We start from the raw sequence: 13,172 nt of genomic DNA, 5'->3' as shown, positions 1-13,172 counted from the left end.
TTATCATGGATTGAGTTGGGTAAGAACCAATGCAAGGGTCGCGAGCGCTGTTGCAATTCCGACGATTTCTCCGGGTCTGACAGGAACCCTTGGACCTTTAGTCGGTACGATCACTTCTGCACCCGGGGCTACTGTTGGATAGGACCTGATTCCGACAAAACTCTTGGTTCTCGCCACTTCTCCATTGGCATAGACCACATAAGTTCTCTTCCTATTGGCACGGATATCAAATCCCCCAGCCCTGTTGATATAGAATTTTGTTCCTTTATCCTTTTCATACCGGACTGTGGCAGGGTAGACCACATCTCCCCTCAACCTGACAGTCTGAAGTTGTCTAGGAATGGAAATCACGTCTCCTTCTTCGAGAATGAGGTCCTTGTCAGATCCCGGATTCTTCAAAATTTCTTCCAAATCTATAGCAACAGCTTCTGTTTGTCTAATTTTGAGTGGAGCCAAATCAGCCTTGTTTTCAGAAATTCCTGTGATGGCTTCTCTTTTTGATTGGGCGGCAACCGCACCTTCAGAAGTTCCAAGATCCACATTCCCGATTTCCTGATATAACCTCTCCAACAACAATTCCTGCGATTCGGTATTGTTTGGATCCTTTTGGAGTTTTTGCTGTAAGTCCTGCAGGTTTCTCTGCCTTCTGAGCTGCTCAGATTCTGTATCAAAAAATTCTGTTCTTCTGATCAAGGTAGCGCCTTTGGTATAGGCATAAGGAGTCAATCCTCCGGCTCTTTTGATCACATCTGAGATCCTTTCTTCTGCAGTCTGTACTGAAAATATACCGGGCGAATTCACTTGTCCTTCTATCTGGATCTGTTTGCTAAGTGTAAAATTCGGCTTTCTCCTCACTACAACATTGTCATATGGCTGAAGGAAGACAGGATTTTCTTGAATATCAAGACCGATGTTTATTTTAATTGGAACCAAATCCGAAAAAGTGCCCGAATCTGAGGTAGCCGACCTGCGTGCAATTTCGACGTCTGAAGTGTTTGCGGATTCCCTTAATCCTCCTGCCAAAATAATGAGGTCTTCAGCAGTCATCTGTTTTGAAAAAGGGTAAGTTCCGGGGTTTTTGACCTCCCCGCTTACCTGCACATAAAACTCTTCCTGAAGGTCATAGATACTAGATACCCTGACGACATCTTCTCTTTGAAGTGGAATGTCAGGTGCAGTTCCTTCAAGTACTCCACGCAAATTGACTGTTATCACCTCGGTGGTAAGGTCATCGTATGTCCTCAGGATGCTTGCTCTTTCCAAATAGGCTTCTCCGCGAACGCCGTCCGCATTTTTGATTACCTGAGAAAGGGTCAGCCCTTCTGTAAGGGAGAAATTCCCTTCTCTAAAAACTGCTCCTTTGACTTGAACTCTGTTTGTAAACCTGTCCAAAACCTTGGTCACGGTATATTGATCACCACCTTTGACAGTGAAAATGGAAAATTGCTCATTGAATATATCCGAAACCGCTTTTTCTTTTCCTGTGATGCGGATGACGTTGATCCTGTTTTTGAAAGCCAGATCAGTAAAACCCCCGGCATATTTCAACAGGTCTGCAAATGTTTCCCCTTCTTTTACTTCAAAGATTTTAGGCCTCTTTACTTCACCAAGCACACTTACTCTGGAAAGAAACGGATCAACCATGACCACATCCTGGTCTTTCAACTGGAAGTTGAGATTGGCGTTGCCATTGACCAAAAAATCATAAATATCAACTTTCGAGACAATTTTACCATCCCGGATAATTTTCACCTCGCGCATGGTACCATTGTCACTAGGTCCTCCAGCAGCATAGAGCGCATTGAAAACCGTACTGAAAGCACTCAGCGTAAATGTTCCCGGCAATCTCAACTCTCCTACCAAATGCACTTTAATCGTCCTGACATTGCCAAGGGTGACCTGCATAAATGTATTGGGATTGCTTCCAGACATCCCTGTATAAAAATTAGAGAGTCTGTTTTTGATGATAATTGCTGCATCTTCGATACTTTTTCCTGATAGACCAACGGGCCCTACATTGTCAAGGAGAATGAATCCGTCCGAGCTGACAGTTGCTTCATAGTATTTTTCGGATTGACCATATACATCTATGTAAATCAGATCACCCGGTCCCAGGATATAATTCTTGGGTGTGGCAATGTTCAGATTGGGTTCGAAACTCAACCTTCTTTTTTTATTGTAAAAAATATCCAATCCAAAATAAGGCGACGACTCATCAGCAACTGAACCCATGTCCTCCTGTTCTTTAAATAAGCCACTTGTGATTTCATTCAGGTCGCCTTGTTTTCTTGGTTCTCTTTTGGATGAAGTGGCTGAGGGACTTCCCCCAGTGCCTGAAACATCCAATTTTTCAATCCGGTTTTTCAATTTTTCCAACTCCGCTTCCGAAACACCCCGGAGTCTAGCCATCTGGATCAATTCAGACTCTGACAAGCCGGCTTCACTAGCCCTGCGGATAAGTTCCTGGATCTGGGCATCAGACAGATCATCCACTTTGATGGCACTGAGATCGGACATGGATTGGGCATGGGTGACATTTATATTGAAAAATATCAAGGAAAGCACAATGAAAAATATCCCTAAAGCTTTTTTTAGAAATAATTTTGGCTGAAAATACATAAGGTTTTGGTGTGTCATTTGGTTGGCAACCTGGATATACTCTTTGATTAATGTCGTATAAACCTAGGGCGTTTTCTATTCAAAATAGGAGAAAATCTGTGTAAATATAGTTATTCCAAGCAGTAAAGAAATATCAGAGCAATTAAATTAGGCCTATTCCGCTTACTCTGTGCAGTTTTTGCAGATGTCAATCTGGGACCTGTCCTCTAACAATTGTTTCCGGAATTTTGAATAGGTCTCATTTTTCCAGATTTCTTTGAAACTGCTTTCTCCGATTTTCCCCATCACATGTTGTCCATCTTTGTCAAAACAACATGGTAACATCCTTCCATCCCAAGTGAATACTGCCCCTTGCCACATACGCCAGCACTTGTTTTCAATTTCCTTTTTGAGCTTCCAGGTACCGTCAATCTTTGGTATATAACGGGAATACCTGTGGTCGCTTGGAATCAGCGGAGACCCATTTTCAAAATCATAGATTTGGGTCGTCTTCAGCTGCAATTCATCCACTCCCACTTCTATAGCCCAATCTTTCAGGGCAGGAATCTGATGTTCGTTTTTGCCGGTGACGAGAAACTGAAGGACAATTCTTGGGAAAAGTTGTTTTGTTTCTTTCCTTTTTTGAACAAGAAGCGAAAGCCCTTTCTTAACTTTTTCAAGGTTTCCCCCAATCCTATAATCTTCATAGATTTCCTGCGTGATGCCGTCCATGGATACGATCAGTTGCTTCAGGCCTGAAGCAAGAATCGACGCCACATTTTTTTCATTCAGGTAATGCGCATTGGTAGAAGAGGAAGTGAAAACCCCTTTTTTATCAGCATAAGAAACCATATCCAAAAACTTTGGATGAAGGAAGGGCTCTCCCTGAAAATAAATATGGAGATAGGTGAGATAGTCCTTTGATTGGTCTATGATATTTTGGAAAAGCCGCTCTTCTATCATTCCTGTCGGCCTAGAAAAACTCCTTAGCCCGCTCGGGCATTCCGGACAGCGGAGGTTACAGCTTGTCGTGGGTTCAATAGACAGCGTAGTCGGATAGCCCCATATTTTAGGTTTTCCAAGTAACCTGCTGATTTGGAAGGAAGAAAAAAGCAAAAGGTAATTGCTGAGTTTTTTGAAACTCATGTATTTCAATAATGCCTTTCCAATTACCAATTTGTTTTCCACGGATTGAAATAACCAAAAAATAACGAGCAAATAAAAAGTGCCGGCGGTTACCGACACTTTTTCACTTTATTTACTCCTTATTAAATTTCTTTTTTTCAGAAGGGCAAACAGATATTAATTGATATTCGATAATGATTGATATTTCAGGGAGGTAGAAACCAAGTTTAGATTTTTTGAAGAATCCTTGTTTGGTCAATAACTCATAGTCACTTAAAAATTTCATCGGTCTGAAAAAGCAACAGGGTTTGAAGTTCAAAATCCCGATCTGTGGACTACGGACAGTGAACTATTTACTGCATTTATTGCGGCAACATAACCTTATCGATCACATGGATTACTCCATTGGTGGCGTGAATATTCAGCGCTTCAGCCACAAGACCGGCATCATTTATTTTCAAATCTGAAAGATTAACGGTGAGGTTTTTGCCTGTCAGTAAAGTTGGCAATGAAGCCCCTTGTCTCAAATCCTGAGAAAAAGCTCTTGCGGGAACGACATGGTATTGCAAAACAGCGGTCAATGTCTCCAATGGAATTTCATCAACACTTGTAACTCCCAAAGCAGCATAAAGATTACGGAAAGCAGCATCTGTTGGTGCGAAGACAGTGAGGTCATCATCAAAACCACCTTGAAAAGCTCCTGCTAAATTTGCTCGTACCAGTGCTGCTACCAATTGCGTAAACTCCGGTTGCGCAGCAGTAGTGGAAGCGATGGCAATCTGGGCAATGCTCTGTGTTGGAGGAGTAATGACATTGTCCAAAACGTGTATTATTCCGTTGGATGCCATAACATCAGTGGCGGTAATTTTTGTATTACCATTGATCCATATTTCATTGTTTGGCGCAATGCTCACATAAAAAGGATCTCCCGAAACTGAAGTTACTTTACCTGCAGATACGGAAGAAGCTGGAACTAATGCTCCAACAACGTGATAAGTCAATGTTTCACCCAAAGCATCGGAAGCCAATAATTGGGTTGCAGTTAAACCATTTGCAGTTAGAAATCTATTGAACGCGTCGTTTGTCGGTGCAAAAACCGTAAACGGGCCTGTTCCGGAAAGCGTTGGTACCAATCCTGCTGTCTGTACGGCAGAGACGAGCGTAGAAAAATTAGAGTTCGAAGCCGCTACTTCGACAACATTTGGATCCGGAGTAGGGGTCTCATCCTCATTGCAGGAGGAGAAAAGCACCAATGTCATTGACATCAATGCTATGGTCAATAAGGACCATTTTGATCTGATAGTTTTCATAAATTTTGTTGGTTAAGTGTTAAATTGAATAGTCTTAAAACACCATGATACAACCAATGTTATGCATGTTTACACCAACAACTTAATTTTGTAGACCAATAGAAAAATATTGTAACTAAACTCAATAACATAAATTTATTTAGTTGTTACTTTGCCAAAAAAAATCAAGCAATAATTTTAAGATTCCTTGTAGATTTGGCCAAATTCTATTCCCGCATGGCATTCTTATGAAAAACCAAATTCTCTTATCTGCAATTTTGAGTCTAGTCACAATTTTTTCATCCTGCAAAAAGGAAACAGAGGAATGCCAATTGGACGAAGATATCCTCAATACGGACTTAGAATTGAGGATTGTAAGGTTGGAAAATGATTTCTTTTCTGCAAAAACATCCGAAGAATTCTCCTACCTTTTTGAAAACCACCCATACTTCGCAGAAAAATATTTATTGACGTCCAACTATCCCTCCAAAGAGGATTTGGCTGCTGAACTGCTCGCTACCCATCAGGATACGCTGATGCGTGAACTTTACGATGAAGTAATGATTCACTACCCTGACGTCACAGTTTTGGAAAAAGACCTGAGCAATGCCTTCAAATATATCAAGCACTATTTTCCGGAATTCAAGGTGCCAAAGGTCTATACTTTTGTCAGCGGCTTTAGCTCTGATCTTTATATTGACGAAGAAATGATCGTAATCGGCTTGGATTATTTCCTTCCTGCGGACCATCGTTTTCAGGCCCCGGATTTACCGGATTATATTGCAAAAAGGTATGAGGCTAAATACATCGTGCCTATGATTGTGACAGCGATTTCTTCGGTTTATAATAAAACTGATTTGAAGCAAAATTCACTTGTAGCCGAAATGATCTACTATGGCAAGGCCTATCATTTTACCAAAGCAATCCTGCCATGCACTCCTGATGAATTTATCATCGGCTATTCAAGTGAAGAAGTGGCGGCATGCTTTGACAATGAAGTTTTGATTTGGTCCTACTTTGTGGAAAATGACCTGCTATTCGAAACCAATCCTTTTGAAATCAGAAAATATACAGGTGAAGCCCCATCCACCGTCGAAATCAGTCCTGACGCTCCGGGACGCGTCGGAAGATGGCTTGGATGGAATATTGTGGATGACTACCAGTTCAACAATAATGTCCCGCTGAAGGAATTGATGGAGGAATCCGACACAGAAAAAATCTTCAAGCTGTCAGGATATAAACCTCGTCCCTAAAATCCTTTCCGAATCTATCAGGATCGAGGACTGCCAAAAGCCGCTGCACGGCCAACTCTTTGGAAAAATATTTCTCTGCCAATTCACGGGAATTTTTTTGGGTTTCCTGAAGCAGTTTCGGATTTGAAGCCATTTTTTCCAACTTTTCAAAAGCATCTTCGGGATTTTCAGGATTGAAATAAATTCCCAAATTATACTCTTTTACCAATTGGTACACCCAACCTTTATGGTTCACGATGATTCCCTTTCCTGCTGCCAAGGCATCAAAAAATTTATTGGGACTGTTTGTTTTCAGTACAGGAAGGTGGGCAAAGGTGACCATTGCCAAGTCCGAAACCGACAAGAGCTGACGGACTTCCTCCTTGCTCCCAAAGGGGAAATAGAAAAAATTGTGAAGCCCCAAGTTCTTTGCCTTGCGTAGCAAATCTTCAGACTTGGCGCCTTTTCCCATTACGGCAAACTGGTAATCCCTACCTTTTTCTTGTGCCTTTTTGGCCAAAATCAGCATTTCATCGACAGCATTGACCTGACCGATAGCGCCTGCATAAACAATGGTAAAGGTCGGTTGGAGGCCAAATTTTTGGAGAAATGATTCCTTTTTCTCTATGGGATGGAAAAACTCAGTGTCCGCAAAATTGGGTATCAGGTGGATTTTGCAGGTGTCACACTTTTCACGGATGGAATTGGCGATGCCGGGAGAAAGGGCTATCACCTTAAAAGCATGCCTGTAAATCTTGGATTCGAGGCTGTAGAGAATTTTCTTCAAGACAGGATTTTGGATGACGCCCACCTGTATCGGAGCATCCGGCCAAAGATCCCTGACTTCAAAAAAGAAAGGTATGGCCAGCTTCTTTTTGGCCCACAATCCAATCCATCCGGTAGTCAATGGAGTCGATGTAATGTATAAAAAATCAGGTCGCGGCAATTTGAGCAGAAGCTTTTTTGCCTGGTCCACAAAAGCCGAAAACGCCCAAATTCTCTTCAAAAACCCATATTCCTGACGGTAGGACACGGGAAGGTAATGTACCTTGATGCCGTCAATGAGCTTGAAATCATAATAGTTTTCAGAGTGCGATGTAATCATCTCCACCTCGATACCAGCTTCTACCAAGCCTTTGGCCAAGTGGTATGAGCGGGTTCCCCCTCCCTGAGAAGGCGTGACAAAATACTGATGGATATAAATGATTTTCATTTCGAAAACTTATTCAGCCAACCTGCAAGGATAAACATGTTCCAAACCAATAGAAAATGTCTCTTTTCTGCCTTTTCTGGCTGCGCTACAAATTTAAGCATTTCAGGTGGAAAACATTCCCCCCAGTCTGCTGATAGCTGTCGGATGGGTCCAAAAACCCATTCCCTAAAATCATTTTCCTCCATCCATTCTTGTAGAGGCAAACCAAATCCCAGTTTCTTCCGGTCTGCAATCTGCCCCAGGCCACGTTTCCTCAATGATTCCTTGATAAAGACTTTTCCTTTGCTTTTCAATAATTCATCCTCTGTCTGAGAAAGGGCAAATTCCAGTAACTCAGAATATAAATAAGGTGCACGTCCTTCTATCCCATGGGCCATACAGGCATTGTCATGAATTTTGAGAATGTCATTGACCAAGTAGAAAGTCCTGTCCCAATCCAAAGCATTTTTAAAATCAAATTCGCTTTTGGGATACCAAGGTCTGAAAATTCCTAGATATGCTTCAGGGATTTTCTCCAAAGCGGCCATTTGGATAAATGTGTCCTCAGGATTTTTGGAGATGCTTTGAATCAATTTTTTCAGATACCCGGGAAATGGGAAATCTGAAAAGGTGGCAATCTGCATCAACAATGTGGGATGGTTCAGATAATGTATAAACGCCCGATGCCTGTTGTATCCGGCAAAAAGCTCATCCGCACCCGCACCTGAGATCAGGACTTTGACTTCTTCTTTGGCCTCCTTGGCTACCAACCAGGTCAAAAACCCTGCGCTGTCTCCGATAGGTTGGTCCATGGATTGGATGTAGGCATCCCAATTTTCCATGACCGTTGCTTTATTCACCCGGATTTCTCTGTTTTCGGAAGGATATTGTTGGTTAAAAATCCTGACAAAATGGGGGTCTCTGTATTTGCCTTGTAGCCTACTTTCCAAAGCCACCGTGTAGGTTGGTAATTTTTGCCCGGTGAGTTCATACGCAACTGTATATAGAAGACTGCTGTCTGCACCACCGCTGAGCACCATTCCGACAGGCCTTTCAGCAGAAAAACTTTTGGAAACAGCTTCTTTTAGTGTTTCTTCAAATTTATTTTGGGAGGTTTCATGTTCTTGGTTTGGTTCCAAAACCATTTTCTCTCTTTGGCTAATATGCCCATCGAAATCCAGAATGATAATTTCTCCTGGCAAGACCTGCTTGACCTCCTCAAAAAATGACCGGTCCGGCATACTGTGCCTATAGTAGAAAAAAGGTAGAAATTGGGTTTTGTCGATTTTGGGTTTGTTTTTCATTCCTGCCAAAATCCCTTTGGTCTCTGAGGAAAATATCCAGGAATTTCCATTATGGTGAAAATAAAGAGGCTTCTCTCCCGAAATATCCCGGCTGACCAAAATCTCCTTTTTGCCTTGATCAGCGAAGACAAATGCAAACATGCCTTTGAGTTGTTGGATTCCTTCTTTGCCAAAAGCCTTCAACCAATGTAACAAAATGATAGAATCTGAACCTGTATCCAAATGGTATCCCCGATTGACCAGGATTCTTTTCAATTCGGGATGGTTATAGAGTTCGCCATTGAAGACCAAAACCGCCGATCGGTCTTCAGACCAAAGCGGTTGGTTGGAGTCATCGCTGAGATCCTGGATTTTTAACCTGTTGGCCGCAAAAAATATACCCTCTTCTACTTTGCAGAAACCCGAAAAATCCGGTCCACGATGTTCAGTGGCATGCATCATCTTTTGGATGGCGGCTAGGCCATCGGATTCAGGTTGGATGAGTGCATGGATTCCACACATTTATTTTTTCTTTTTAGGGGGAAGGAAATCCTTATTCAAAATCGCTTCTTTGTTTTTCTCAAAATACCTGCAAAGATGGGTGATATTGCACTCCAAACATTTGGGAATTCTCGCCAGGCAAACATACCGGCCATGCAAAATCAACCAATGATGGGCAATGTGGACGTATTTCTTTGGGATATTTTTGATCAACTGCTTTTCCACTTCTAGCGGCGTCTTTGCATTTTGATTGACCAAACCCAAGCGCTTAGAAACCCTGAAAACATGGGTGTCCACAGCCATATTGGGCTGATTCCAAACGACAGAAGTGATGACATTGGCTGTTTTGCGGCCTACACCGGGAAGCTTGACGAGCTCGTCCACAGTGGAAGGAACTTCACCGCCAAATTCGGCTGTGAGCATTTTCCCAAGTCCAATAAGGTGTTTGGTCTTGTTATTTGGATAAGAAATGCTGCGGATATAAGGGAAGAGTGTATCAAAATCGGTGGCCGCCAAATGTGCCGGGCTGGGAAAATCCCGGAAAATCGCCGGAGTCGTCATGTTGACACGCTTGTCGGTACACTGCGCACTCAGAACTACAGAGACCAAAAGCTGATAGGGATTCTCGAAGACGAGTTCTGTCTCAGCTATCGGCATATGTTGGGCAAAATGGTCTATGACTGCAGCGTATCTTTCTTTTCGAAGCATGGATTAATTTGTGATTTGGATATTTGAATTATTGATACTCGTGGATATTGAAAATAGATATTGGTAGATACTGGATATTAATTGATATTTTGAATCGCCAAATAGTGTGATTTACATTTTAGAATTCTAAATCGGACATTACCAATAACCATTAACTTAATAACCATATCCCCATTTTTACAACAAGTAATCCTTACTTTCGTTGTTTCACAGATCAAATAAATAAAAAATTATGGTAAGGAGTTCAGTTTTGAGATTTGCCGGCAGTCTTTTTTTAGGGATTTTTATACTCTTTTCCTGCGTCGAAAAGGATGATCCGCAACCGGAATTAAATCCAGATGTTGCTGCGGAACTGTTGAACACACCATATGGTACCAATGAAAGGCAGGTGATGGATGTTTTTTTGCCGGCAAACAGAAGTACAGGCAGCACCAAAGTTTTTGTGTGGATCCACGGTGGCGGATGGGTAGATGGCACCAAGGATGAGTTTGTTCAGTTCAAACCCTGGCTGGAAGCCGTGCAGGACGACTATGCTTATGTTGCGGTCAATTACAGGCTTTTCAACATATCGACCGGCGCAAACAAATTTCCCTCCCAAGAAGAAGACATCAAAAATGCTATTGCTTACATCCAGTCCCAATTGTCGACATGGGATGTCAGCGATGAAATCATCCTTGCCGGAGGAAGTGCCGGAGGACATTTGGCATTGTTGCACAGCTACAAAAACAACCAAAATGGTCTGGTCAAAGCTGTTGTCGCTTTCTTTCCGCCTACAGAACTTGTCAGTTTCTACGGTTTCAACCTATTTACCCAACTGCTCTTTGACAATTTACTTGGAGGAAATCCTACTGCCAAACCGGTGATTTATGCCGATTCAAGCCCTTTGGGATTCGTCACGCCCAATTCCGTCCCGACGGTCTTTTTTCATGGGAATATCGACACCGTCGTCCCCATTTCTCAAAGTGAAATTCTAGAAAATGCCCTGGTTGCCAAGAATGTCCTACACTTGGTGGAATATATTCAAGGGCAGGGACACGGCTTCACCCCGGCGACCAATCAAGACTTGATTGGGAAAGCACAGGTGTTTTTGGATGGGGTTTTGGACTGAGGTTGATATAAAACTGAGTTAAGAACTTTATATTTAATTATCTATTGAAAAAGAAATGCCTTCCGATCAAAAATTTGTAGACTTCGTCATCGACCAAATCAAAAATGCAGGTGAAATCTCTTCCAAAAAAGTGTTTGGAGAATATGGGGTTTATGCCGATGGAAAATTATTTGGTCTGATTTGCGACAATAAACTTTTTATCAAACCCACAGAATCCGGAAGGAAATTTATCGAAACTGTGGTGGAAGCACCACCTTATGAAGGAGCAAAACCAAGTTTTCTAATTGAAGACAAAATCGAAGATGGAGAATGGTTAAGTAAATTGGTCCGGATTTCCCTGAAGGAATTACCTGATCCAAAACCAAAAAAGTAATAATCTTTACCTAGAATAATAAATCAAATACATAAAAAAACCTGAAAGCTTTTCGCCTTCAGGTTACCTTTTTTCTGTTCGATAGGTTTAGACTTTTTCGAGACCGGTAGAATTGGCTTTCCGAAGAATGCTCTTTACTACTTTTTCCGAAGGTGTAAGAATGAGTTGATTCAATTGGTCAAGCGTGCTCAGCATGTCTAAATAGTCCTGCATCAAGTGATCATCACTGCGCAGGGCCTGCACAACCAACTCATTTTCACCCTCACTCATTTCCTGATAGATATATCTTAACAGGTCATTTGGGGTAAAAGATTTTGTCATAGGCAACGTTTAATTGTTTTAGTTTTTTCCTCATGTTTATCAATGCATACCGCATCCTTCCAAGCGCCGTATTGATACTGACACCTGTCTGTTCTGCGATTTCCTGAAAACTCAAATCCATATAGTGCCTCATAATGAGCACCTGTTTTTGGGATTCGGGAAGTTCATCGATCAGTCTTCTTACCAACTCCACGGTATCTTCCTTGACTTTGACATCTTCGATGGTTTCCTCAGCAAATCTCAGCGTATTGAAGACATCCATCCCATCTTCCATCACGATGGTGGGATAGCGCTTCCGTTTTCTGAAGAAATCAATGGCTAAATTGTGCGCGATGCGCATCAACCATGGCTGAAATTTTCCCTCTTCGTTATAACCGTCAGCACTAAGGGTGTGAACCACTTTTACAAATACGTCCTGTAGTAAATCCTCGGCTACGCCTTGGTCTTTGACTATCAGGTAAATGGTGGTATAAACCCTCGATTTGTATTTATTTACTAACTTTTCAAATGCTGCCTCGCTTCCACTTCTGTACTGCGCGATCAACTCGGCATCTTTAGGACTTGTCCTTTCATTCATACAAATTGACTTTAAAATAACGTAGAGGTTTATGCCATAGTATATATTAGAGGGTGAAACAATTAAATTATTGTAACCAAATGTAAAGAATCACTTTGTTCGATGCAACACTTACAGGATTTTTTTATTTGAAAATTTCACAAAAATCAGTCAATATGAAACAATTTGCACTTTACTGTCAAAAAACTGAAATTTAATTCGGGAATAGAGCAGATGATCCACAAAAAATTCTCTCGCTTGGATATTTCTTAAACGCATATACTCCCGGGTTTAGTATAATGTTGCAAATCTCGGGCCTGATTTTACCGGGAATTACAAAAAAGAGGAAATTAAGGTTACAGGTTGGGGTGAAAGCTGTATTTACCTATTGAAATTTATTAACTTCGGTTTTTCAATACTAACAAAAAATTATGGAAATAATCGGAAAAGTAGTTCAAATTATGCCCGAGGCAAGCGGGTCCTCCGCCAAAGGGACTTGGAGAAAAAGAGAATATATCGTAGAACAACCGGGACAATACCCAAAGAAAGTGTGCGTAGTCATCTGGGGTGACAGCATTGATCAGTTTGCCCTCAAAGTGGGTGACGAGGTCACCGCTTCCGTTGACATAGAAAGTAGAGAATATAACGGCAGGTGGTATACTGATGTGAAAGTATGGAAAGTAGAAAAAGGCGGTGCCCAAAAACCAAAGGAAGCAGCCACAGCCAAATCCATACCTGACGTCACTACTTTTTCTGACGAACGCGGAGATGACGTATTGCCTTTTTAAAGGTATTTTACTTACTTGGATTGCATATAATTTGTCTCAAAGCAGAATTTTGGGACAAATTTTTTTTATCTAAAAATGTCAACATTAACCAAAATGCC

General features: G+C 41.7%; 12 protein-coding genes. 4 read left to right on the top strand and 8 right to left on the bottom strand.

The genetic code is table 11. From position 1 onward, the window contains the following. Positions 1-3: 3 nt before the first annotated feature. The 3 genes from DQW11_RS20800 to DQW11_RS20790 form a co-directional block, all read right to left on the bottom strand. Positions 4-2,619 carry an SLBB domain-containing protein gene (locus tag DQW11_RS20800; RefSeq protein WP_449397078.1) on the bottom strand — a complete coding sequence of 872 codons (2,616 nt, stop codon included), beginning with the start codon at positions 2,617-2,619 and terminating at the stop codon, positions 4-6. Between the two features lie 162 nt (positions 2,620-2,781). Then, positions 2,782-3,786 carry a radical SAM/SPASM domain-containing protein gene (locus DQW11_RS20795; RefSeq protein ID WP_232826813.1) on the bottom strand — a complete coding sequence of 335 codons (1,005 nt, stop codon included), beginning with the start codon at positions 3,784-3,786 and terminating at the stop codon, positions 2,782-2,784. Positions 3,787-4,085: 299 nt separating this feature from the next. After that, positions 4,086-5,033, bottom strand: a complete 948-nt coding sequence (locus DQW11_RS20790; protein WP_113926057.1) for a fasciclin domain-containing protein — start codon at positions 5,031-5,033, stop codon at positions 4,086-4,088. Positions 5,034-5,260: 227 nt separating this feature from the next. Here DQW11_RS20790 and gldB point away from each other — a divergent pair, with 227 nt between their 5' ends. Further along, on the top strand, positions 5,261-6,265 hold the full coding sequence (gldB, locus tag DQW11_RS20785; protein WP_113926056.1) for a gliding motility lipoprotein GldB: 1,005 nt from the start codon (positions 5,261-5,263) through the stop codon (positions 6,263-6,265). Here gldB and DQW11_RS20780 read toward each other — a convergent pair. The 3 genes from DQW11_RS20780 to nth are packed head-to-tail and all read right to left on the bottom strand — an operon-like array spanning position 6,234 to position 9,928. Then, entirely contained in the window at positions 6,234-7,457 is a 1,224-nt protein-coding gene (locus DQW11_RS20780) for a glycosyltransferase family 4 protein (RefSeq protein WP_113926055.1), read from the bottom strand. The two genes, gldB and DQW11_RS20780, sit on opposite strands and share 32 nt — an antisense overlap. Further along, positions 7,454-9,241 carry an asparagine synthase (glutamine-hydrolyzing) gene (gene asnB, locus DQW11_RS20775; protein WP_113926054.1) on the bottom strand — a complete coding sequence of 596 codons (1,788 nt, stop codon included), beginning with the start codon at positions 9,239-9,241 and terminating at the stop codon, positions 7,454-7,456. The genes DQW11_RS20780 and asnB overlap by 4 nt, the downstream gene beginning before the upstream one ends. Next, entirely contained in the window at positions 9,242-9,928 is a 687-nt protein-coding gene (nth, locus tag DQW11_RS20770; RefSeq protein WP_113926053.1) for an endonuclease III, read from the bottom strand. It abuts the gene before it with no gap. A gap of 232 nt (positions 9,929-10,160) precedes the next feature. Between nth and DQW11_RS20765 the strand changes: the two genes are divergently transcribed. Beyond that, a complete protein-coding gene (locus tag DQW11_RS20765) occupies positions 10,161-11,036 on the top strand; it encodes an alpha/beta hydrolase (protein WP_113926052.1) in 876 nt (291 codons plus the stop codon). A gap of 55 nt (positions 11,037-11,091) precedes the next feature. Further along, positions 11,092-11,409: a TfoX/Sxy family protein gene (locus DQW11_RS20760; RefSeq protein ID WP_113926051.1), complete on the top strand. Its 318-nt coding sequence runs from the start codon at positions 11,092-11,094 to the stop codon at positions 11,407-11,409. Between the two features lie 87 nt (positions 11,410-11,496). Here DQW11_RS20760 and DQW11_RS20755 read toward each other — a convergent pair whose 3' ends face one another. Beyond that, positions 11,497-11,730 carry a hypothetical protein gene (locus tag DQW11_RS20755; RefSeq protein WP_113926050.1) on the bottom strand — a complete coding sequence of 78 codons (234 nt, stop codon included), beginning with the start codon at positions 11,728-11,730 and terminating at the stop codon, positions 11,497-11,499. Further along, complete coding sequence (locus DQW11_RS20750) at positions 11,705-12,307, bottom strand: RNA polymerase sigma factor (RefSeq protein ID WP_113926049.1); 603 nt, start codon at positions 12,305-12,307, stop codon at positions 11,705-11,707. The genes DQW11_RS20755 and DQW11_RS20750 overlap by 26 nt, the downstream gene beginning before the upstream one ends. A gap of 410 nt (positions 12,308-12,717) precedes the next feature. Between DQW11_RS20750 and DQW11_RS20745 the strand changes: the two genes are divergently transcribed. Then, complete coding sequence (locus DQW11_RS20745) at positions 12,718-13,074, top strand: DUF3127 domain-containing protein (protein WP_113926048.1); 357 nt, start codon at positions 12,718-12,720, stop codon at positions 13,072-13,074. Positions 13,075-13,172: the final 98 nt, after the last annotated feature.

This window comes from Cognataquiflexum aquatile (assembly GCF_003316845.1).
Classification (GTDB): domain Bacteria; phylum Bacteroidota; class Bacteroidia; order Cytophagales; family Cyclobacteriaceae; genus Cognataquiflexum; species Cognataquiflexum aquatile.
The sequence above is the reverse complement of the archived record's forward strand: the minus strand, read 5'-3'. Positions and strand labels throughout refer to the sequence as shown.